Source organism: Streptomyces sp. NPDC006602 (assembly GCF_042870385.1).
In the GTDB taxonomy this organism is placed as follows: domain Bacteria; phylum Actinomycetota; class Actinomycetes; order Streptomycetales; family Streptomycetaceae; genus Streptomyces.
The window spans coordinates 18,614-40,389 of sequence record NZ_JBIAHG010000005.1 but is presented as its reverse complement, the minus strand read 5'-3'; the positions used below and the strand labels follow the sequence as shown (position 1 = coordinate 40,389).

At 69.4% G+C, this 21,776-nt stretch carries 19 protein-coding genes and 1 pseudogene; 11 read left to right on the top strand and 9 right to left on the bottom strand.

Annotated elements, in window-relative coordinates:
• The first annotated feature begins 87 nt into the window (after positions 1 to 87).
• From dnaK to ACFYO2_RS15270, 5 genes are all read left to right on the top strand, one after another.
• The gene (gene dnaK / locus ACFYO2_RS15290) at positions 88 to 1,932 is read left to right on the top strand and encodes a molecular chaperone DnaK (protein ID WP_388348707.1); all 1,845 of its coding nucleotides are present in this window, start codon (positions 88 to 90) and stop codon (positions 1,930 to 1,932) included.
• A complete protein-coding gene (gene grpE / locus ACFYO2_RS15285; protein WP_388348705.1) occupies positions 1,929 to 2,609 on the top strand; it encodes a nucleotide exchange factor GrpE in 681 nt (226 codons plus the stop codon). Before dnaK ends, grpE begins: the two co-directional genes overlap by 4 nt.
• Positions 2,610 to 2,654: 45 nt before the next feature.
• Positions 2,655 to 3,851: a molecular chaperone DnaJ gene (gene dnaJ, locus ACFYO2_RS15280; RefSeq protein WP_388348703.1), complete on the top strand. Its 1,197-nt coding sequence runs from the start codon at positions 2,655 to 2,657 to the stop codon at positions 3,849 to 3,851.
• A 5-nt stretch (positions 3,852 to 3,856) separates the two neighbouring features.
• On the top strand, positions 3,857 to 4,309 hold the full coding sequence (locus ACFYO2_RS15275) for a heat shock protein transcriptional repressor HspR (RefSeq protein ID WP_053751876.1): 453 nt from the start codon (positions 3,857 to 3,859) through the stop codon (positions 4,307 to 4,309).
• 703 nt (positions 4,310 to 5,012) lie between these two features.
• Positions 5,013 to 6,119: a sugar ABC transporter substrate-binding protein gene (locus tag ACFYO2_RS15270; protein WP_388348700.1), complete on the top strand. Its 1,107-nt coding sequence runs from the start codon at positions 5,013 to 5,015 to the stop codon at positions 6,117 to 6,119.
• 42 nt (positions 6,120 to 6,161) lie between these two features.
• Here the strand turns inward: ACFYO2_RS15270 and ACFYO2_RS15265 are convergent, their stop codons facing one another.
• Together ACFYO2_RS15265 and ACFYO2_RS15260 are read right to left on the bottom strand one after the other, a co-directional pair.
• Positions 6,162 to 6,344 (bottom strand): DUF397 domain-containing protein, encoded by a 183-nt coding sequence (locus ACFYO2_RS15265; protein WP_388348699.1) that lies wholly within the window; start codon positions 6,342 to 6,344, stop codon positions 6,162 to 6,164.
• Positions 6,345 to 6,354: 10 nt separating this feature from the next.
• A complete protein-coding gene (locus ACFYO2_RS15260; RefSeq protein ID WP_388348697.1) occupies positions 6,355 to 7,236 on the bottom strand; it encodes a helix-turn-helix domain-containing protein in 882 nt (293 codons plus the stop codon).
• A gap of 230 nt (positions 7,237 to 7,466) precedes the next feature.
• Here ACFYO2_RS15260 and ACFYO2_RS15255 point away from each other — a divergent pair, with 230 nt between their 5' ends.
• Positions 7,467 to 7,928: an ATP-binding protein gene (locus tag ACFYO2_RS15255; protein WP_388348695.1), complete on the top strand. Its 462-nt coding sequence runs from the start codon at positions 7,467 to 7,469 to the stop codon at positions 7,926 to 7,928.
• Positions 7,929 to 8,031: 103 nt separating this feature from the next.
• Positions 8,032 to 8,691, top strand: a complete 660-nt coding sequence (locus ACFYO2_RS15250; protein WP_388348693.1) for a Uma2 family endonuclease — start codon at positions 8,032 to 8,034, stop codon at positions 8,689 to 8,691.
• 28 nt (positions 8,692 to 8,719) lie between these two features.
• On the opposite strand, the gene ACFYO2_RS15245 is transcribed toward ACFYO2_RS15250, so the two are convergent.
• From ACFYO2_RS15245 to ACFYO2_RS15235, 3 genes are read right to left on the bottom strand one after another with little or no spacing between them, the layout of a single operon-like run.
• Positions 8,720 to 9,592: a transglutaminase domain-containing protein gene (locus tag ACFYO2_RS15245; RefSeq protein ID WP_388348692.1), complete on the bottom strand. Its 873-nt coding sequence runs from the start codon at positions 9,590 to 9,592 to the stop codon at positions 8,720 to 8,722.
• A gap of 1 nt (position 9,593) precedes the next feature.
• Entirely contained in the window at positions 9,594 to 10,526 is a 933-nt protein-coding gene (locus ACFYO2_RS15240; RefSeq protein ID WP_388348690.1) for an alpha-E domain-containing protein, read from the bottom strand.
• Positions 10,523 to 12,067 carry a circularly permuted type 2 ATP-grasp protein gene (locus tag ACFYO2_RS15235; RefSeq protein WP_388348688.1) on the bottom strand — a complete coding sequence of 515 codons (1,545 nt, stop codon included), beginning with the start codon at positions 12,065 to 12,067 and terminating at the stop codon, positions 10,523 to 10,525. The genes ACFYO2_RS15240 and ACFYO2_RS15235 overlap by 4 nt, the downstream gene beginning before the upstream one ends.
• Positions 12,068 to 12,581: 514 nt before the next feature.
• On the opposite strand from ACFYO2_RS15235, the gene ACFYO2_RS15230 reads away from it, so the two are divergent.
• Positions 12,582 to 13,652, top strand: coding sequence for a LuxR C-terminal-related transcriptional regulator (locus ACFYO2_RS15230; protein ID WP_388349585.1), 1,071 nt, complete (start codon positions 12,582 to 12,584; stop codon positions 13,650 to 13,652).
• Here ACFYO2_RS15230 and ACFYO2_RS15225 read toward each other — a convergent pair.
• Together ACFYO2_RS15225 and ACFYO2_RS15220 are read right to left on the bottom strand one after the other, a co-directional pair.
• Positions 13,615 to 14,595 carry a LuxR C-terminal-related transcriptional regulator gene (locus ACFYO2_RS15225; RefSeq protein WP_388349583.1) on the bottom strand — a complete coding sequence of 327 codons (981 nt, stop codon included), beginning with the start codon at positions 14,593 to 14,595 and terminating at the stop codon, positions 13,615 to 13,617. The two genes, ACFYO2_RS15230 and ACFYO2_RS15225, sit on opposite strands and share 38 nt — an antisense overlap.
• A 29-nt stretch (positions 14,596 to 14,624) precedes the next feature.
• Entirely contained in the window at positions 14,625 to 15,635 is a 1,011-nt protein-coding gene (locus tag ACFYO2_RS15220; protein WP_388348686.1) for a helix-turn-helix transcriptional regulator, read from the bottom strand.
• Positions 15,636 to 15,995: 360 nt separating this feature from the next.
• On the opposite strand from ACFYO2_RS15220, the gene ACFYO2_RS15215 reads away from it, so the two are divergent.
• The gene (locus tag ACFYO2_RS15215; RefSeq protein WP_388348684.1) at positions 15,996 to 16,331 is read left to right on the top strand and encodes a hypothetical protein; all 336 of its coding nucleotides are present in this window, start codon (positions 15,996 to 15,998) and stop codon (positions 16,329 to 16,331) included.
• Between the two features lie 228 nt (positions 16,332 to 16,559).
• On the opposite strand, the pseudogene ACFYO2_RS15210 reads toward ACFYO2_RS15215, so the two are convergent.
• Positions 16,560 to 16,974, bottom strand: a pseudogene (locus ACFYO2_RS15210) (pyridoxamine 5'-phosphate oxidase family protein).
• A gap of 178 nt (positions 16,975 to 17,152) precedes the next feature.
• Here ACFYO2_RS15210 and clpB point away from each other — a divergent pair.
• Together clpB and ACFYO2_RS15200 are read left to right on the top strand one after the other, a co-directional pair.
• Entirely contained in the window at positions 17,153 to 19,759 is a 2,607-nt protein-coding gene (gene clpB / locus ACFYO2_RS15205; RefSeq protein WP_388348682.1) for an ATP-dependent chaperone ClpB, read from the top strand.
• A 149-nt stretch (positions 19,760 to 19,908) separates the two neighbouring features.
• The gene (locus ACFYO2_RS15200; RefSeq protein ID WP_388348680.1) at positions 19,909 to 20,436 is read left to right on the top strand and encodes a YbjN domain-containing protein; all 528 of its coding nucleotides are present in this window, start codon (positions 19,909 to 19,911) and stop codon (positions 20,434 to 20,436) included.
• Positions 20,437 to 20,568: 132 nt separating this feature from the next.
• On the opposite strand, the gene ACFYO2_RS15195 is transcribed toward ACFYO2_RS15200, so the two are convergent.
• The gene (locus ACFYO2_RS15195; RefSeq protein ID WP_388348678.1) at positions 20,569 to 21,756 is read right to left on the bottom strand and encodes a pyridoxal phosphate-dependent aminotransferase; all 1,188 of its coding nucleotides are present in this window, start codon (positions 21,754 to 21,756) and stop codon (positions 20,569 to 20,571) included.
• Positions 21,757 to 21,776 lie beyond the last annotated feature (20 nt).

Sequence of the window (21,776 nt, the reverse complement as noted above, 5' to 3'; positions counted from 1 at the left end):
CCTGGTGACTCAGGTCTGTTGACCAGGGCAGGCCAGTCATGCACACTTGAGTCCGTTCCACTCAAGTCATTGCTGGAGGAATCAACCATGGCACGTGCGGTCGGCATCGACCTGGGCACGACTAACTCCGTCGTCAGCGTTCTGGAGGGCGGCGAGCCCACCGTGATCACCAACGCCGAGGGCGCCAGGACCACGCCGTCCGTCGTCGCCTTCGCCAAGAACGGTGAGGTGCTCGTCGGCGAGGTGGCCAAGCGCCAGGCGGTCACGAACGTGGACCGGACCATCCGCTCGGTGAAGCGCCACATGGGCACCGACTGGAAGATCGAGCTGGACGGGAAGCCCTTCAACCCGCAGCAGATCTCCGCGTTCATCCTGCAGAAGCTGAAGCGGGACGCCGAGTCCTACCTGGGCGAGAAGGTGACCGACGCGGTCATCACCGTCCCGGCGTACTTCAACGACTCCGAGCGCCAGGCGACGAAGGAGGCCGGCGAGATCGCCGGTCTGAACGTCCTGCGTATCGTCAACGAGCCCACCGCGGCGGCGCTCGCGTACGGCCTCGACAAGGACGACCAGACGATCCTCGTCTTCGACCTCGGTGGCGGCACCTTCGACGTGTCCCTCCTGGAGATCGGCGACGGCGTCGTCGAGGTCAAGGCCACCAACGGCGACAACCACCTCGGTGGTGACGACTGGGACCAGCGCGTCGTCGACTACCTGGTCAAGCAGTTCGCCAGCGGCCACGGCGTGGACCTCGGCAAGGACAAGATGGCCCTGCAGCGCCTCCGCGAGGCCGCCGAGAAGGCCAAGATCGAGCTGTCCTCGTCCACCGAGACCTCGATCAACCTGCCGTACATCACCGCGTCCGCCGAGGGCCCGCTGCACCTGGACGAGAAGCTCACCCGGGCTCAGTTCCAGCAGCTGACGGCCGACCTGCTGGAGCGCTGCAAGACGCCGTTCCACAACGTCATCAAGGACGCCGGCATCAACCTCTCCGAGATCGACCACGTCGTTCTCGTCGGTGGCTCCACCCGTATGCCCGCCGTCGCCGAGCTCGTCAAGGAGCTGACCGGTGGCAACGAGGCCAACAAGGGCGTCAACCCGGACGAGGTCGTCGCCATCGGCGCCGCCCTGCAGGCCGGTGTCCTCAAGGGTGAGGTCAAGGACGTCCTGCTCCTCGACGTGACCCCGCTGTCCCTGGGTATCGAGACCAAGGGCGGCATCATGACCAAGCTGATCGAGCGGAACACGACGATCCCGACCAAGCGGTCCGAGATCTTCACCACCGCCGAGGACAACCAGCCGTCCGTCCAGATCCAGGTCTACCAGGGCGAGCGCGAAATCGCGGCGTACAACAAGAAGCTCGGGATGTTCGAGCTGACCGGTCTGCCGCCGGCCCCGCGCGGTGTCCCGCAGATCGAGGTCGCCTTCGACATCGACGCCAACGGCATCATGCACGTGACCGCGAAGGACCTCGGCACGGGCAAGGAGCAGAAGATGACCGTCACCGGCGGCTCCTCGCTGCCGAAGGACGAGGTCGACCGGATGCGTCAGGAGGCCGAGAAGTACGCGGAGGAGGACCACGCCCGCCGCGAGGCCGCCGAGACCCGCAACCAGGGCGAGCAGCTCGTCTACCAGACCGAGAAGTTCCTCAAGGACAACGAGGACAAGGTCCCCGGCGACATCAAGACCGAGGTCGAGGCCGCGGTCGAGGAGCTGAAGGCCGCGCTCAAGGGCGAGGACACAGCCGAGATCCGTACCGCCACCGAGAAGGTCGCGGCCGTCTCGCAGAAGCTCGGCCAGGCCATGTACGCCGACGCCCAGGCGGGCCAGGCGACCGCCGGTGCCGGTGAGGGCGCGTCCGAGGCCAAGGCCGACGACGACGTCGTGGACGCCGAGATCGTGGACGACGAGCGTAAGGACGGTGCCGCGTGACGGAGGAGACCCCGGGCTTCGACGAGAAGCCTGACGTCCCCTCCGGCGCCACCCCCGACGACGCCGAGCCGCAGGCCGCCTCCCCCTCCGGGGAGGGGGCGGCCCCGGCCGGGGACGCATCAGCACAGTTGGCAGGCCTGACGGCCCAGCTGGACCAGGTACGCACGGCGCTCGGTGAGCGTACGGCGGACCTCCAGCGGCTCCAGGCCGAGTACCAGAACTACCGTCGCCGGGTCGACCGGGACCGGGTCACGGTCAAGGAGATCGCCATCGCGAACCTCCTGACCGAGCTCCTGCCGGTGCTCGACGACATCGGCCGCGCGCGGGAACACGGCGAACTCGTCGGCGGATTCAAGTCCGTCGCGGAGTCGCTGGAGACCGTCGCGGCGAAGATGGGTCTGCAGCAGTTCGGCAAGGAGGGCGAGCCCTTCGACCCGACGATCCACGAGGCCCTGATGCACTCGTACGCGCCGGACGTCACGGAGACGACGTGCGTGGCGATTCTGCAGCCCGGGTACCGGTTCGGCGAGCGCACCATCCGCCCCGCGCGGGTGGCCGTGGCCGAGCCCCAGCCCGGCGCGCAGACCGTCAAGGCCGACGAGGCGGAGACGTCCTCCTCGGGCGCTACGGGTGCCGCCGCCGACGACAAGGAGAGCGGTGGCCCGGACGAGGGCTGAGCTTGAACCGATCGATGTACCGATGAGAGAGGAGGGACGTCGAGGATGAGCACCAAGGACTTCATCGAGAAGGACTACTACAAGGTCCTCGGCGTCCCCAAGGACGCCACCGAGGCCGAGATCAAGAAGGCGTACCGGAAGCTCGCCCGCGAGTTCCACCCGGACGCCAACAAGGGCAACGCCAGAGCCGAGGAGCGCTTCAAGGAGATCTCCGAGGCGAACGACATCCTCGGCGACCCCAAGAAGCGCAAGGAGTACGACGAGGCCCGCGCCCTCTTCGGCAACGGCGGGTTCCGTCCGGGGCCGGGCGCGGGCGGCGGCTCCTTCAACTTCGACCTGGGTGACCTCTTCGGAGGCGGCGCCCAGGGCGGCGGCGCAGGAGGAGGCGGAGGCGCCGGCGGCTTCGGCGGCGGACTCGGTGACGTCTTCGGGGGCCTGTTCAACCGCGGCGGCGCCGGCACGGGCACGCGCACGCAGCCCCGGCGCGGCCAGGACATCGAGTCCGAGGTCACCCTCAGCTTCACCGAGGCGATCGAGGGTGCGACGGTCCCGCTGCGGATGTCCTCGCAGCAGCCCTGCAAGGCCTGTTCGGGCACCGGCGACAAGAACGGCACACCGCGCGTGTGCCCGACCTGTGTCGGCACCGGGCAGGTCGCCCGGGGCACCGGCGGGGGCTTCTCCCTCACCGACCCGTGCCCGGACTGCAAGGGGCGCGGCCTGATCGCCGAGCACCCCTGCCTCGACTGCAAGGGCAGCGGCCGGGCCAAGTCGTCCCGCACCATGCAGGTCCGCATCCCGGCGGGCGTCACCGACGGGCAGCGGATCCGGCTGCGCGGCAAGGGCGCACCGGGCGAGCGCGGCGGCCCGGCGGGCGACCTGTACGTCACCGTGCATGTCGACGCCCACCCCGTCTTCGGCCGCAAGGGAGACAACCTCACGGTGACGGTCCCGGTGACGTTCGCGGAGGCGGCGCTGGGTGGCGAGGTCAGGGTCCCGACCCTGGGCGGTCCTGCCGTCACGCTCAAGCTGCCCCCGGGCACGCCCAACGGCCGCACCATGCGCGCCCGCGGCAAGGGCGCGGTCCGCAAGGACGGCACCCGCGGCGACCTGTTGGTCACCGTGGAGGTGAGTGTTCCGAAGGACCTGACGGGGAATGCTCGTGAGGCGCTACAGGCGTATCGCGAGGCGACCGCGGACGAGGACCCGCGGGCGGAGCTGTTCCAGGCCGCGAAGGGAGCATGATCGAGATGGACGGTCGTCGACGCAACCCGTATGAACTGACCGAGGAAACCCCGGTCTACGTCATCTCGGTGGCGGCCCAGCTCTCCGGCCTGCACCCGCAGACCCTGCGCCAGTACGACCGCCTCGGCCTGGTCTCCCCGGACCGCACCGCCGGCCGGGGTCGCCGCTACTCGGCCCGCGACATCGAACTGCTGCGCACCGTCCAGCAGTTGTCGCAGGACGAGGGCATCAACCTGGCCGGCATCAAGCGGATCATCGAGCTGGAGAACCAGGTCGCCGCCCTGCAGTCCCGCGTCGCGGAACTGCAGGCGGCCCTGGACGGCGCGGCGGCCGCGATGCAGCAGCGCGAGGCCGCGGTACACGCGTCGTACCGACGGGACCTGGTTCCGTACCAGGAGGTCCAGCAGACAAGTGCGCTGGTGGTGTGGCGGCCGAAGGGCCGGCAGACGTCGGACTGAGGGCGCTGACGCGCACGGTCATGTGAAAGGGGCCCGGGGTTCGACCCCCGGGCCCCTTCCCGTTGTTCAGGTCACTCCGCCGGTACGGTGACCGCCACGGATTCCAGCGGTAGATCCGGTAACCGCCCGCGGTCTCCGGGGTGTTCTCGCCCAGGCCGTTCCACCCCATCACGTTGCCCTCGTCGCCCACTCGGGCCACACCGTGACCAACGGGGATCCCTCACCCGGTACGACGCCGCCCCCGAGACCGAGCCCCAGCTGACCCGCAGCCCCTCCGAAAGGCAGTCGGCACTCAGTCCGGCGGGCGCGGCGGACGCGGGGGCGGAGACGGCGGTGAGCAGGCCGCCCGCGGTGACGAGCACGACGGCGGCCGCGGCGGCGGCCGTCGTACGTCTGGCTGAGTTCATTCGGTCCTCTGGTCGTGATCACAGCGGCAGAGGCAGCCGCTGTGATCACGACTCGTGAGGAATGAACTTGGTTGTACGGATCTTTGCCTTCCCAAGGGGGTGCATTGAATGGAGAGTCCGCAAAGGGCGTTTGGAGGCGTTTCCGTCATGTCTTCACATGCAAAGCGGAGCGTGGCGTTGCGCACTCGTTAAGTGGTTCCGCTTGACGCTGGGCGACGCTGACGCGTTCTCTTTTGAGACACATGGGTAGCAGCGCTGCGCCCGCGTCCGAAAAGCACCAAGAAGTGAGCACCCCAATGCGTCGTATCGCCATATCCGTGGCCGCGTCCACGATGACCCTCTCGCTTGCCGCCTGCGGCGCGCTCGGGGTGACCGGGACCAGCAGCGAGGCGAGCCCGACCAAGGGGAACGACATCACCGTCGGCGTGCTGATGCCGGAGAAGACGAACACGCGGTACGAGGAGTTCGACTACCCCATCATCAAGGCGAAGGTCGCCTCCCTCACCGACAACAAGGGCAAGACCGTGTACGCCAACGGCGAGGCCGACGCGGACAAGCAGGCCGGCCAGATGCAGCGGATGATCGACGACCAGGTCGACGTCATCCTGCTGGACGCCGTCGACTCGCACGCCATCGCCGACGTGGTGAAGAAGGCCAAGGACGCGGGCATCCCGGTCATCGCCTATGACCGCCTGGCCGAGGGCCCGATCGACGCGTACGTCTCCTTCGACAACGAGCTGGTCGGCGAGGTGCAGGGCCGCTCGATCATCGAGGCGCTGGGTCAGGGTGCCGACACCTCGGACAAGATCGTCATGATGAACGGCTCGCCCACGGACCCGAACGCCGGCCAGTTCAAGGCGGGTGCGCGCTCGGAGCTGGAGGGCAAGGTGACGATCGCCGATTCCTTCGACACCAAGGGCTGGAGCCCGGACGTCGCCGAGTCCAACATGGCCGAGGCGATCGACAAGATCGGCAAGAGCAACATCGCCGCCGTCTACTCCGCCAACGACGCCATGGCCGGCGGCATCATCAAGGCCCTGAACGCCGCGGGCGTCACCAAACTGCCCCCGATCACCGGCCAGGACGCGGAACTCTCCGCCGTGCAGCGGATCCTCGCGGGCGAGCAGTACATGAGCGTCTACAAGCCGTACCCGCAGGAGGCCGAGGCCGCCGCGGAGATGGCCGTGGCGAAGATCCAGAGCAAGGACATCGAGTTCGACGCCCTCGCCTCCGACAAGGTGGACAGCCCCACCGACAAGGACATCTCCGCCCAGCTGGTGCCGGTGGTCGCCCTGACCAAGGACAACATCAAGTCCACCGTCGTCGCGGACGGCATCTACAAGGTGTCCGACATCTGCACCAGCGACTTCGAGGCGGCGTGCGAGGAGATCGGGCTGAAGTAGCCCCCCTCGCACCCTCGCAACGCCGGCCCCGTGACCGGCCTGTCAGTCGGCGTCCGTGACGTACTGGATCAGGGCGGCGAGGCCGGCGGGGGCGGTGGCCAGGATGACGTCCGGGGTGTCGCTCTCGCGGAGGCGGATCGTTCCGTCGGGGGCGGTGGCGACGTAGAGACACTCGCCCTGCGGGCCGCCGCTGTACGTCGACTTCTGCCAGGTGAGTTCGGCCATCCGGGCCTCCTTAAAGGGTGTAGAGCACGTGCTGGATGAGGGCCAGCGAGTCCTTCACGGAGTGTGTTTCCGGGGCCAACGATACGTCGATGGGGGCGAGGGCGTACTCGGTGAGGTACTCGAACAGTGCGCTGTACTGGGCCAGGCTGTCGCGGTTTCCCAAGTACTGGAAGCCGGAGGGGTATTCGAGGACCACGGTGCCGAGTTCGGGAACGCCAGGGATGACGTGGACGAAGTTGCCGGTGAGGGCTGCGTGCGGCTGAGAGGTGAACGGGTAGATCTGAATGGTCACGTTGGGGAGGCGGGTCAGTTCGATGAGGTGAAGCAGTTGACCGCGCAGTACCTCGATACCGCCGAACCGCATGTGCAATGCGGACTCGTGGATGACGGCGTGCACGGACGGCGGGTTGTCGCGCGTCATGACCTGCTGCCGTTCCATGCGGAACCGCAAAGCATCCTCGACGTTGGCGAAGTCCAGGTCAGGGCTGGCGAAGAGGGCTCGGGCGTAGTCGGCCGTCTGGAACAGGCCCGGGATGAGCAGCGATTGGTGCATGCGCAGCGCGACGGCGCCCGACTCTAGTTCCGCCAGGTTCAGCGGTCCCTGTTCCATGGGCTTCTTGTAGGCGGTCCACCAGCCCTTGCCGGTCGCCTCGGACATGGCGACGAGAGCCTCGACGTACGTCTCATCTTTGCAACCGTAGAGGCGGCACAGCTCGCGCAGCCGATCCGTCAGGATCGTGGTCTTCGCCGTCTCGATCTGGCTCAACTGGGCCCGTCCCATGCCGATCCGCTCGGCGACCTCTCCCGCACTGAATCCCGCTTGTTCGCGCAGTTGTTTGAGTTCGTAGCCGAGTCGCCGCTGGCGTTCGGTGATGGTGGTGCGCAGTCCCACGGGTAACTCCTTCTCCAGTCGCCCAAAGTGTCCCGGGATCGGGGGAGTTCGTCCATCGATCTCGCGAACAGCTTGAAAATTGTAAACCTACACCTCTACCGTGAGTGCAGGATCAGTCACACAGTGAGACGGTCTCCCTTCTCCCTGCCCATAAGCCGAAAGAGCACCCGCACCCACACCCGGGCACCGCCATCGCCGGGCAAGCCACCCCCTCGTACCCAGGAGCCCCCATGGACCCAGCCCGCCACCCCGCCGCCCACCGCCCCACCCAACTCACCCACGAATACAGCCTGTTCGCCCCCGCCGACGCCACCGCTCCCCGCGTCTGCCGTGACTTCGTACGTGCCGTCCTCTTCACCCACGACCGGGAGCCCCTCGTCATGCCCGCAGCCCTGTGCACCTCGGAACTCGTCACCAACGTCCACCTGCACACCAAGGGCACCGCCATGCTCCGCGTCCGCCTGACCCCGGCGCGCTTCCACGTGAGCGTCTTCGACGAGAGCCCCGACCCACCCGTCGTCACCCACCCTGCCGCCGGGGCAGTCGCCTGCTGGGGGAGGGGGCTCGCGCTCGTCGCGGAGATGGCGGACACATGGGGCGTAGCCGCCGAGAGGGCGGGGCGCTTCGCCAAGGGCGTCTGGTTCGAGCTGGGCGGGAGCGGTGGATCGTTCCGCCCTCGCTCGAACGGGTGAACTGGGGTCATTGCCCCTGGTCAGCCGTACAGCCGTACCTACCGTGATCGCGTTGCTTGTGCCCCAAGCACACCCAGCCCACACTTGAGGAGGTGATGCTGCCATGACCGCTCTTGCGCACGAGAGGCCCGAGACCATGCCTGAGACCAGGACCGCGTCCGTGTCCCTTGCCGCGAACGGCCCCGAGCTGGACGAGGTCCTGTGGCAGGCATGGAAGGCCATGGAACTCCCCGAGGGCTACCGCGCTGAGATCATCGAGGGAGCCATCGAGGTGTCGCCCACCGGTCGCCTGTCCCACGCGCAGATCATCAATCGACTGCGCCGGATGCTGGACAAGCTTCTGGAAGAGGGCGAGTACGCCTGCTTTCAGGACACCAACGTCATCCACAAACGCAAGGGATGGATCCCCGACGCCTTTATCGCCCCCGAAGACGCGGAGCCGTACGCGGATGAGGACGGCCTGGGGGTACAGGCCAAGGCGCTTCACCTGGTCGTCGAAGTCGTCTCCCCCGGCCGACGCAACCAGGACCGCGACCGCATCCGCAAGCGCCGCGAGTACGCCCGTGCCGGCATCCCCGTATACGTCCTGATCGACGACTACGACGGCCAGGGTGCAGTCACCCTCTTCACCGGCCCCCGTCCCGACAAGGCCGACTGGGAGGACATCCACCGTGTCCCCTACGGCACCGACGTCACCATCCCCGAAGGCCCCGCCAAGGGCTTCGTGATCGGGGAGACGATCACGGGCCCGAAGCGGGGCTGAGCGTAACGGGCCTCAACGCCGGGGCGTCTCACGCCACCCGCGTGAACTCCACCGTCACCTCCGGCAGCCCGCCCGCCACCCCCCGGTACACGCCCTTGTGCGGGGTCACGTCGTCATAATCACGCCCCCGCCCCACCACCACGTGGGACTCGTCGGCGCGAGTGCGGTTGGTGGGGTCGTAGCCGCACCAGTCGCCCGCCCAGTACTCGACCCAGGCGTGGCTCTGGCCGGCGACCGGTCGGTGCAGTTCCGCGTCCCGCTCGGGGTGCAGGTAGCCGGAGACGTACCGCGTCGGTAGCCCCAGCCCCCTCAGCAGGGCGAGCGTGACGTGGGCGATGTCCTGGCAGACGCCCGCGCCCTGTTCCCAGGCCTCGGCGGCGGAGGTGGTGACGCCGGTGGAGCCGGGGAGGTAGGAGACGCGGTCGGCGACCAGGGCCGAGACGGTGGCGGCCGTCTCGTGCGGGTCGAGGCCGGCCGCCGCGTCCCGGGCCTGCGCGATCAGCTCGGCGGGGAGCCTCGTACGGGGAGTCTCGCCCGCGAACTCCAGGAGGCGGGAGCGTGCGGTGTGGGCGGCGACTTCCGGCCAGGTCGGTGGTTGCGGGAGAGGGTCCGGGGCGTGGGTCTCGACCAGGCTGGACGCGGTGATGGTGAGGTCGGCGTGCGGGTCCATGAGGTCGAAGCCGGTGACCTGGGTGCCCCAGTAGTCCCAGTACGACCAGGTGGTGGCCGTCGGGCTGACGGTGACCCGGGAGTCCAGGGTGGTCTGGTGGGGCAGGGTCAGCGGGGTCATGCGGACCTCGTTGTGCGAGGAGACCGCGGCCTGGGCGTAGGAGACCCGGGTGACGTGCCGGATGCGGAGGCGGCGAACGCTGTTGGTGGTCGTCGTGGTCGTCGTCGTCATCTCAGGCTCCTTCTGTGGCCCACTCCACGGGGCCCTGGTAAGGGAAGAACCGCTCGGCCACCCCGTCCGCGGACGCCATGCAGGCCTGCTGCAAGTCCTGGAGGAGGTCGGGGAGTTGGTCTTCCATGGCCTGTGAGTCCAGGTACTCCAGGCGGGTGCGCAGCCGGCCGATCGGGCGGCGTGCCGGGTCCTGGCGGGGGCGGCCGAGCGCCGCCAGGCACTCCTCCGCGGTGGTCAGGGCGTGCAGCGCGGAGCGCGGGAACTCCCGGTCCAGGAGCAGGAATTCGGCCACCCGCGGGGTGTCGCCGAAGCCGCCGTACACCCGCGCGTACGCCTCGTCGGCGCCGGACGCGCTGAGCAGGGTCGGCCAGTCGGGCGCGTGCGCCGCGTCGAGTACGCGCACGGACAGCAGTCGTACGGTCATGTCCACCCGTTCCAGGCTGCGGCCCAGGACGACGAAACGCCAACTGTCGTCGCGGCTCATGGTGGAGTCGGCCAGGCCGAAGAAGAGGGCCGCCCGGCGCCGTACCAGTTCCAGGTACGCGTACGGGCCCGTACGGCGGGCCGCGAGCCGCTGGTCGGCGAGGGCGTGCCAGGTGGAGTTGAGGCACTCCCACATCTCGGAGGAGACCGCTTCGCGGGCGCTCCTCGCATTGAGTCGGGCGGCGCCGAGCGCGCCCTCGATGGAGCATGTGGAGCGGGCGTCGAAGGCCAGCTGCTCCAGGACCTGCTGCATGTCGACGCGCTGGTCGCCCGCGTCGACGCCGAGGATCGCGTACAGCGACCGGCAGGCCACGTCCTCGTCGCGCCAGGGGTCCTCCAGCATGCGGTGCAGGTAGGCGTCGAGGATGCGGCCGGTGTTGTCCGCCCGCTCGACATACCGTCCGGTCCAGGTGAGGGACTCGGCTATCCGGGACAGGATCACGTCGTTCACTGCTGCTGGGCCCCTTCCTGTACGACGGCGGGGGCGCCGTCGGGTCCGAGCTGGCGGGGGGCCACGTCGGGCAGCGAGCCGGAGCTGACCGGAGCGGGCTGCTCGGCGGGTCCCTCGGCCAGCACCCAGGTGTCCTTGGAGCCGCCGCCCTGGCTGGAGTTGACGATCAGGTTGCCCTCCTGGAGGGCGACCCGGGTGAGGCCGCCGGGCAGGACCCAGACGTCGTCGCCGTCGTTGACGGCGAAGGGACGCAGGTCTATGTGGCGCGGCGCCATGCGTTCGCCCGCGAGGGTGGGGGAGGTCGACAGGGCGACGGGCCGTTGCGCGATGAAGCCGCGGGGGTCGGCGATGACGGCCGCGCGGGTGCGTTCGAGGGTCTCGCGGTCGGCCTTCGGGCCGATGACGATGCCCTGGCCGCCGGCGCCGTCGACCGGCTTGATGACCAGCTGGTCGATCTGGTCGAGGACGGCGTCCAGCTGGCCGGGTTCGTCCGGCCGGAAGGACTCCACGTTGGGGAGAATCGGTTCTTCGGAGAGGTAGTAGCGGATCAGGTCCGGGACGTACGTGTAGAGCAGCTTGTCGTCCGCGATGCCGTTGCCGACGGCGTTGGCGAGGGTGACGTTGCCCGCGAGGGCGGCGCCCATGATGCCGGGGCAGCCGATCACCGAGTCGGGGCGGAAGTGGAGCGGATCGAGGAAGTCGTCGTCCAGGCGCCGGTATACGACATGGACGGGTACCTCGCCGCGGGTCGTGCGCATCCAGACGCGGTTGCCGCGGCAGACCAGGTCGTATCCCTCGACCAGTTGCACGCCCATCAGGCGGGCGAGCAGGGCGTGTTCGAAGTAGGCGGCGTTGTTGGGCCCGGGGGTCAGGACGACCACCCGCGGGTCCTGGGTGCCGTCGGGGGCGGCGGCGCGCAGGGCGGCGAGCAGGCGCTGGGCGTACCCGTCGACGGGCACGACGTGCTGTTCGGCGAAGAGGGACGGGAAGATCCGGGTCATCGCCCGGCGGTTCTCGATGACGTACGACACCCCGCTGGGCACGCGCACGTTGTCCTCGAGGACGCGGAAGTCCCCGGCCTCGTCCCGTACGAGGTCGATGCCGGCGACGTGGATGCGTACGCCTCCCGGGGGCTCGACCCCGTGGGCCGCGCGGTGGAAGTGGGAGGAGTTGAGGAGCAGCCGCCAGGGCACGACCCCGTCCTCGAAGGCACGGGCGGGTCCGTAGGCGTCGGCGAGGTAGGCCTCGAGGGCCCTGACTCTCTGACTCACCCCGCGTTGTATGAGATCCCATTCCAGGGCGTCGAGGATCCTGGGCACGAGGTCCAGCGGCCAGGGCCGCTCCTCACCCGCGAAGGCGTAGGTCACGCCCCGGTCGGTGAACGCCCTGGCCATCTGGTCCGCCCGGAAGCGCAGTTCGCTCGGCTCGATCGGTTGAAGTGCTGCCAGCACCGGCTCGTAGGCGGTCCTGACCTCACCCGGCCGCTCAAACATCTCGTCCCACGCGTCGGCCAACGCGTATGCGTCAAATATGTCCGCCATGGCCTGACGTTAGAGGCGGGACGTAACGCGACGATCACTCGGGGATTTCCGGCAGCTCACGCGGGAACGAGGCGGGTGCCGGGCGGACCCGGCGGGTGCTGGGCGAGTCCTGGGCGGGGGCCGGCGGGGGGCGCGGCGGAGTCGAGAGGGCGCGGACCCGTGGGCGCGCGCGGCCGTGGTGCGGTGCGGGTTCCGGGGCTGCCATTGGCCGGACCCGTCCTCGCCCTCGGCGGGTTCTGGTGCTCGCCTTCCGCGGGTTCCAACCCGGCGCTCAGGGGGTTCCGGGCCCCGCCCTCCGCGGGTTCCTCCCCGGACCTCCGCGGATTCCGCCCCGTGTCCCACGGTACTGAACACCGCCATCAGCTTGTTGCAACCCGACTGGCGGAGGCGCGGATTTAGTGGGGCGTACCGGTGCATTGTCCCTGTCGCGAGGGGAGGAGGCGTGTTGCGCAGCCGGTCCGGTCCGCGCATAGTTGCGCTGCGGAAGACGCTGGAACCGGGGGTGGGACGGGCGATGGCCGGGCACGGGGCGGAGGAGCACCCACACGGTGCCGACCGACTGTGCGAGGCCGGGGATCGCGTGTATTCCCGGGCCGTGCGGCGGGGCCGCGTGCCGCGCGGGGACGCCGAGCCGGTGCCCTGTCTGCTGGATCTGGCCCTGCTCCACCCGGACCCCGACGACATGGCCTGGCTGGTGCCGACGGCCCCCCAGGAGGTCATGACGCGGCTGCTGCGCGGGCTGTATGACGAGGTCAGCGCGAGCCAGCGGCGGGTGGGCTCGGCGGTGGCGGCCTTCGAGTGGTACGCGGGCATCGGCCCACAACCGCAGGCGGCGTCCGCCGAGGGCGGCGCGATCCGCGTCCTCGACGGCCTCTCCCGCATCCAGGCGGCGATGGACGAGGCGACGGAGGCCTGCACGACGGAGGTCCTGACCGTCCAGCCCGGCGGCATCCGCCCCGAGCACGAGCTGACGGAGGGCCTGCACCGGGCGTTGGCGCTGCGCGGCCGGGGCGTTCGCATGCGCGATCTGTACACCCACGTGGCCCGGCACGGACAGGGCCTGCTCAACTACCTGGAGCTGATGGGCGGCACGGTCCAGGCGCGCACCCTCGACGAGGTCATCGACCGCCTGATCCTCTTCGACCGCACGGTGGCGTTCATCCCGGCGAACGCGGACCGCACGCTGGCCCTCGAACTACGCCACCCCGCGCTCGTGGAGTACCTGGGCACCGTCTTCGAACGCCTCTGGCGCCTCGCGATCCCGCTGACCGCCCCCCTCCCCGACACCGGCATCGAGGGCATCTCGCACCGGGAGCGGTCCATCGCGGCGCTGCTCGCGGAGGGGCATCAGGACGCGGTGATCGCGGAGCGGCTCGGGATCAGCGTCCGTACCTGCCGGGCGCACATCGCGCGCCTGTCGGAGACCCTCGGCGCGGCCAACCGCACCCAACTCGGCGTCCGCATCGCCCAGGTGGGCCTCGACGGCGCCTCCCGTCCCGCCGACTTGGGGCCGGGGCCGGGACCGGGGCCGGGACCGGGGCCGTCCCTCACCCTTCCTGATCAAGGATCCCGGACCGTCCGATGAGGAAGCCGAGCTGCGCCCTGCTCTCGCTGCCGAGGGTGGAGGCGAGTTTGGCGATGTGCTCGCGCACGGTGCGGATGTTCATGCCGAGGCGGTCGGCGACGACGGCGTCGGTGTGGCCTTCGACCAGAAGGGCGGCTATGGCTCGTTGGCGGGGGGTGACGCCGTTCATGGCGGGCTGCTGGACCGCCTGGGGGTACATGGGGGTGGCCAGGCGCCAGAGGCGGTCGAAGGTGGTGGCCAGGAAGGTGACGATGGCCGGGTGGCGGATCTCCAGGGCCAGCGTCCGGTCCGCGTTCACCGGGATGAAGGCCACCGCACGGTCGACGATGAGGATGCGCTCCGTCACCTCGTCAAGGGAGCGCGCTTCCACGTCACCCCGCAGTTCTTCGTAGCGGCGCAGGACGGTCGGCGCGTGCCGGAGGGTGTGCTGGTAGAGCGTGCGGATGCGGCCGCCACGGTCGAGCAGGGCCTGGTCGCGGACCATCGCCTCATCGAGGACACCGGGGGCCAGGCGGGTGTGGCTGGTGTGTGGCTGGATGGCGAGGAGCTCGCCCGAGGTATCGGCCATGGCCTGGGCTATGGCCCGCCTGATGCGGTCGAGGCCGCTGAGAACGGTGACCGTGGGGATGCTCTCGGCTCCCGTGCGGCCGTCGATCCGCATCAGCGGTTCGAACATGTCCGCCAGCCGCTGCTCGCGCCTGCGCTCGTCCGCGATGCGTTCCTCGGCGGTCCGCAGCATCCGGTGCAGGGCGACGGCCGGAGGGACGGGTTCCAGCCGGTTCAGGTCCGCCACGGAGGGGTGCAGGAGCCCGAGGTCGACCAGACAGGGCGCCGCTTCCGCGTCGGCCGGGCTCACGTGCCCCTCACGCAGGGCAGTCTCGTACAGCTCGCCTGCGGCCACGCACAGGTCTTCCACGTCGTGATCCTGGTGCGGCGCGCTCACTTCCTCCGTCGTAGGGGTGTGGACCTCGCTCACGGATGACCGTCTTCCTTCGTGCCCGCGTGAACCTGGTCCAGGATCCCCGACTGCGCGATGAGGAAGCCCAGTTGTGCCCGGCTCCCGCTGCCCAGGGCCGCGGCGAGTTTGGCGATGTGGGCGCGGCAGGTGCGCACGTTCATGCCGAGGCGCCTTGCGATCGCCTCGTCCACGTGGCCGTCGATGAGGAGCTTGGCGATGGATCGCTGGACACCGCTGATGCCCTCGGGCGTCGATTCGTACCGGACCTCGTCCATGAGGGGGGTCGCTCGCTGCCAGAGCTGCTCGAAGACCTTGATGAGGTATTGCACGAGACCGGGGTGGCGCAGCTCCAGGGCGACCGTCCGGTCGTCCTGCGCGGGGATGAAGGCGACCGTGCTGTCGCAGATGATGAGCCGCTCGATGAGTTCCTCGAGCGTGCGGATCTCCACCTTGGCGCCGGCCATCTGGTCCATGTAGGCGTAGGTGCTCTGGCTGTGCCGGACCGTGTGCTGGTAGAGGGTGCGCATGGAGATGCCGCGCTCGATCAGCGGCTTGCTGCGCTTCAGCGCCTGGCTGAGGATGTGCTCCGGCCGGCTGCCGCCGGGCTGGACCGTCAGGACTTCGGTGCGGGCCTCGGCGATCGCCACGTCGAGCGCCGAGTGGATGCGGTCGATGCCTTCCAGCACGGTGATGGCGTGCGTGGTAGCGGGTTTCTGGGCACTGATCTCCAGGAACGGCTGGAAGGTGCCCGCGAGGTCGAGCGTGAGCCGGCGGCGGTCCTGGATCTCGCGTTCCAGGGGCTGGAGTTGCTGAGCCAGCACGACGGACGGCGGAACCGGGCGGAGCCACTGGGCGTCGTCGGGATCGGGGTGGAGCAGCGCGAACTCGAGCAGACACGGGGCAGGTTCGACCTCACGGCGAGAGACGCGTCCCGCGCCGAGGGCGGTGGCATAAATACGCGCACCTTCGGCACATAGGTCGGCTATGCCATGCGGATGTATCCCTTTTGTGCTCTTCGATGGCAAATCTCCACCCCCCAGGGTCCTGAACGTGCAGGAACATGATGCATCTCTTGTGTGGCATTGACGTGCCTGAATGAGCCATCGTCTTGTTTCACGGGGGAGAGGAAGCCATCAAGTGAGGACGAAGCCGACTATGAAAAAGAGAATGCTTCGCTCGGTGCTTGCCACTGCCTTCGTTGTTGCGCTGGCCAGCGGTGCGGCCGGTCCTCTCGACGTCGGCTGGGCGAGTACCACTGGGAAGGCGAGCACGGCTGGGGATGTCGGCTGGGCGACTGTCGCCGGCGCCAGTGACGACGTCGGTTGGATTGTCACCCCCGGCGCCAGTGATGACGTCGGCTGGTCCACCCCGGCGGGCGCGGACGCATGACCACTCCACCCGACGACCGCTCCTTCCGCCGCGAAATGGCCACGGCCTACCGCTCCGGCTGGCACTTCATCGACCTCGTCACCGCGATCCCCCATGCCGGTGACTCGCTGATGGTGACCGTCTTCGGTGAGCCGGTCGTCGTGACGCGCGACGAGGACGAGGACGTACGGGCCTACCGGTGCCTGAGGAAGCCCCGGGGTGCGCCGCAGCCTGTGCGGTGTGCCATTCGATACGGAATGATCTTCGTGAACCTGGACCAGCGAGACCATCGACTGGTGGAGTCGGACGCTCCGCCCGTAAGGACCATCTCAGCCACCCCCCGCAGTGCCTGACGCGATTCCCCCGTCGTAACAGATCGCTCAGGTACTTCCCCCCGCAGCGGCGTCACCGTGACCTGAACACGGTGACGCCGCTGCAGTTTTGCGGAACATTTCCGGTTATCGGCGGGATCGACGTGTGGCTGAAAGCAGTCGATCTTGCGTGCGGAGTGGGCTTCGACAGGCCGGAAAGACCGACCGTCCCGTCTTTTTTCGTCCTCGGCCCCTCGGCCCCTCAGGCCCTCAGCCCCGCCCCATCGCCCGCGTCAGCCGGATCTCGATGACCACCCGCGTCGGGTTCGGGCGCGGTGCGTGCCCGTAGCGCTCCTCATAGCGGCGCTCCGCCTCAGTGACCTGTTCCGCCCTCCGTGCGTACGAACGCCAGGCCCTCCAGCGTGGCCCAGCGGCCGCCGGCGACCTGGCAGGCCGCGACCCGGGCGCCCGCCGGTCCCGCCGCCAGGATGTTGCGCACCTTGGTGCTGCCCTTGTCCGAGATCACCCGAGCAAGCCGGGCCTCGGGGTCGTATGTCACTCCGACCGGTACCACGTGCGGGCTGCCGTCCGGGCGTGGTGTCGTCAGGGTGCACAGGTGCCGTTCGCGCCAGAAGCTGAGGTACGACGCGTCCGGGGCACTCGGGTCCTGGGGATATGCGGCCATGTATCGGAACTTAGCCGCTCCGGGGCTGCCGCCGACCACCTTGAGTGGAATAGACTCAAGTTTGTGTACGTTGATTGAGTCAGTGTGATGAGTCAGTCGATGTAAGTCGATGTAAGTCGATGAGTCGGTGTGACGGGACGGCTGACGCAAGGACGCCGAGGAGGAGGAGACAGCGAACGTGGACGCCGAGCTGACCAACCGGAGCCGGGACGCCATCAACGCCGCCGGCAACCGGGCCGTGACCGAGGGGCACCCGGACCTCACTCCGGCCCACCTGCTCCTGGCGCTGCTTCAGGGGCGAGGCCCTCAGGCAAACGAGAACATCGTCGATCTGCTGGCCGCCGTCGACGCCGACCAGGCCGCCGTGCGGGTCGGCGCCGAGAAGGTGCTGGCCTCGCTGCCCAGCGTGACCGGGTCGACCGTCGCGCCCCCGCAGCCCAACCGCGAGCTGCTCGCCGTGATCGCGGACGCCCAGGAGCGGGCCAAGGAACTCGGCGACGAGTACCTCTCCACCGAGCACCTGCTGATCGGGATCGCCGCGAAGGGCGGCCCGGCCGGCGACGTACTCTCCGGGCAGGGGGCCACGGCGAAGAAGCTGTCGGAGGCCTTCCAGAAGGCAAGGGGAGGACGCCGCGTGACCACCGCCGATCCTGAGGGCCAGTACAAGGCCCTGGAGAAGTTCGGGACCGACTTCACCGCCGCCGCGCGGGAGGGCAAGCTCGACCCCGTCATCGGGCGGGACCAGGAGATCCGCCGGGTGGTGCAGGTGCTGTCCCGGCGGACCAAGAACAACCCCGTGCTCATCGGCGAGCCCGGCGTCGGCAAGACCGCCGTGGTCGAAGGGCTCGCCCAGCGGATCATCAAGGGCGACGTGCCCGAGTCCCTCAAGGACAAGCGGCTCGTCGCGCTCGACATCAGCGCCATGGTCGCCGGGGCGAAGTACCGGGGTGAGTTCGAGGAGCGCCTGAAGACCGTCCTGGCGGAGATCAAGGACTCCGACGGGCAGGTCATCACCTTCATCGACGAGCTGCACACCGTCGTGGGCGCCGGAGCCGGCGGGGATTCCTCCATGGACGCGGGCAACATGCTCAAGCCCATGCTCGCCCGCGGTGAGCTCCGCATGGTCGGCGCCACCACCCTCGACGAGTACCGCGAGCGGATCGAGAAGGACCCGGCACTGGAGCGCCGCTTCCAGCAGGTACTGGTCGCCGAGCCGACCGTCGAGGACACCATCGCGATCCTGCGCGGCCTCAAGGGGCGCTACGAGGCCCACCACAAGGTGCAGATCGCGGACAGCGCGCTGGTGGCGGCCGCGACCCTCTCCGACCGGTACATCACCTCCCGCTTCCTCCCCGACAAGGCCATCGACCTGGTCGACGAGGCGGCCTCCCGCCTCCGTATGGAGATCGACTCCTCGCCCCTCGAGATCGACGAACTCCAGCGCGCCGTAGACCGGTTGAAGATGGAGGAACTCGCGCTGGTGAAGGAGACCGACCCGGCCTCGCGCGAGCGCCTGGAGCGGCTGCGGCGTGACCTCGCCGACAAGGAGGAGGAGCTGCGCGGCCTGACCGCCCGCTGGGAGAAGGAGAAGCAGTCCCTCAACCGCGTCGGTGAGCTGAAGGAGAAGCTCGACGAGCTGCGCGGCCAGGCCGAACGGGCCCAGCGAGACGGCGACTTCGACACCGCCTCCAAGCTGCTGTACGGCGAGATCCCCACCCTGGAACGGGACTTGGAGGCCGCCTCGCAGGCCGAGGAGGAGGCCGCCAAGGACACCATGGTCAAGGAGGAGGTCGGCGCCGACGACATCGCCGACACCGTCGCCGCCTGGACCGGCATCCCCGCCGGGCGCCTGCTGGAGGGCGAGACGCAGAAGCTCCTGCGCATGGAGGAGGAGTTGGGCCGTCGCCTCATCGGGCAGACGGAGGCCGTGCGGGCCGTGTCGGACGCGGTACGGCGCACGCGTGCCGGCATCGCGGACCCCGACCGTCCCACCGGCTCCTTCCTCTTCCTCGGCCCGACCGGCGTCGGCAAGACCGAACTCGCCAAGGCGCTGGCCGACTTCCTGTTCGACGACGAGCGGGCGATGGTCCGCATCGACATGAGCGAGTACGGCGAGAAGCACACCGTTTCGCGGCTCGTCGGCGCGCCCCCCGGCTACATCGGCTACGAGGAGGGCGGCCAGCTCACGGAGGCGGTGCGGCGGCGGCCGTACAGCGTCGTCCTGCTCGACGAGGTCGAGAAGGCGCACCCGGAGGTCTTCGACATCCTCCTCCAGGTCCTGGACGACGGACGCCTGACGGACGGTCAGGGTCGCACGGTCGACTTCCGCAACACGATCCTCGTCCTCACCTCGAACCTGGGCAGCCAGTTCCTCGTCGACCCGATCACGAGCGAGGCGGAGAAGAAGGAGCAGGTGCTGGAGGTGGTCCGGTCCTCCTTCAAGCCGGAGTTCCTGAACCGGCTCGACGACCTGGTCGTCTTCTCGGCCCTGACGAAGGACGAGCTGAGCCGGATCGCCCGCCTCCAGATCGACCGCCTCGCCCAGCGGCTCGCCGAGCGGCGCCTCACCCTGGAGGTCAGCGACGAGGCCCTGGCCTGGCTCGCGACCGAGGGCATGGACCCGGCGTACGGCGCCCGCCCGCTGCGCCGCCTCGTCCAGACCGCCATCGGCGACCGGCTCGCCAAGGAGATCCTCTCCGGCGAGATCAAGGACGGCGACACGGTCCGCGTGGACGTCTTCGGGGACGGCCTGATCGTGGGTCCTGCCAGCGGAAAGACGCTCTAGTACGTCGTATGTCCTGGGCCGGGTACTCGGCCCAGGGCTGCCCCGGTGACCGGATCGAGTCAGCCGACGGCTGACAGACTCGCCGGGGCTTGCCACCCCCCTCCCCGCATGGGGGAGGATGGCGGGATCCGTACGAAGGGAAAATCACGGTGACCATCGACCCGTCCTCGATTCCTAACTTCGGGGGCCAGCCCGAGCCGCAGCCGTCAGGTTCGGCGGGCCCCGTCGTCCCGGATCAGGATCTTGTGAAGCAGCTCCTCGACCAGATGGAGCTCAAGTACGTCGTCGACGACGAGGGTGACCTCGCGGCGCCGTGGGAGCAGTTCCGTACGTACTTCATGTTCCGTGGTGAGGGTGACCAGCAGGTCTTCTCGGTGCGGACGTTCTACGACCGGCCCCACAAGATCGACGAGAAGCCTCTGCTGCTCGAGTCGATCGACGACTGGAACCGGCGCACCCTGTGGCCCAAGGTCTACACGCACACCCATGACGACGGCACCGTCCGTCTGATCGGTGAGGCGCAGATGCTGATCGGCACCGGGGTCAGCCTGGAGCACTTCGTCTCCTCCACGGTCAGCTGGGTGCGGGCCGCCATCGAGTTCGACAAGTGGCTCGTCGAGCAGCTCGGCCTCGAGCAGGAGGTCAACGACGCGGAGAAGCCCGAAGAGGACGAGTAGGTCCCCCTGGGCTTCCGGGCCCACAGGACCGAGCCGTCCGGGCGAGCGTCCCTGGGGGCTCCGCCCCCAGCCCCCCGGCCCATGCCCACCCACCACCCGACTCGATCGGTCGATGGGTGGGCGTCGGCTTGTCTACGCCAGTGTCTTCAGGCGCTTCACCGCCTCCTCCAGTACCGCCGTCTGCTTGCAGAAGGCGAAGCGGACGAAGGGGGCGCCCGCCTCGCGGTGGTCGTAGAAGACGGCGTTGGGGATGGCGACGACGCCTGCCCGTTCGGGGAGCGCGCGGCAGAAGGCGAAGCCGTCCGACTCGCCGAGGGGGCGGATGTCGGTGGTGATGAAGTAGGTGCCCGCGGGCCGGAACACCTCGAAGCCTGCCTCCGCGAGCCCCGTCGCCAGCAGGTCCCGCTTGGCGAGCATGTCGTCACGGAACGCGGTGAAGTAGCTGTCGGGGAGGGAGAGGGCCTCGGCGACGGCGTACTGGAAGGGTCCCGACGCCACGTACGTCAGGAACTGCTTCGCCGAGCGCACGGCCGCGACCAGCCCCGGAGCGGCGGTCACCCAGCCCACCTTCCAGCCGGTGAACGAGAACGTCTTGCCGGCCGAGCCGATCGAGACCGTCCGCTCGCGCATCCCCGGGAACGTGGCGAGGGGCAGGTGCTCGGCCTCGTCGAAGACCAGGTGCTCGTACACCTCGTCCGTCACGACGAGCAGATCGCGCTCGACGGCCAGCTCGGCGATCGCGGTGAGCTCCGCGCGGGTGAGGACCGTGCCGGTCGGGTTGTGCGGGGTGTTGATCAGCAGCAGGCGGGTGCGATCGGTGACGGCGGCGCGCAGCTCGTCGAGGTCGAGGCGGAAGCTTCCCTCGTGCGGGCGCAGGGTGACCGGCACGCGTGTGCCGCCCGCCATCGCGATGCAGGCCGCGTACGAGTCGTAGTACGGCTCGAGGGCGACGACCTCGTCGCCGGGCTCGACCAGTGCGAGCAGCGCGGCGGCGATCGCCTCGGTCGCGCCGGCGGTGACCAGCACCTCCGTGTCCGGGTCGTACGACAGGCCGTACCGGCGTTCCTGGTGCGCGGCGACCGCCGTACGCAGTTCGGGGATTCCCGGGCCCGGCGGGTACTGGTTGCCGTGGCCGTCGCGCAGCGCCCGTACGGCCGCCTCCCTGATCTCCTCGGGCCCGTCGGTGTCGGGGAAACCCTGGCCCAGGTTGATCGACCCGGTCCGCAGGGCCAGGGCGGACATCTCGGCGAAGATCGTCGTCCCGAACTCGGCGAGGCGGCGGTTGAGGAGGGGGCGTGCGCTGGAGGTCATGCCGGTCATCCTGCGCCCAAGCTCTGGAG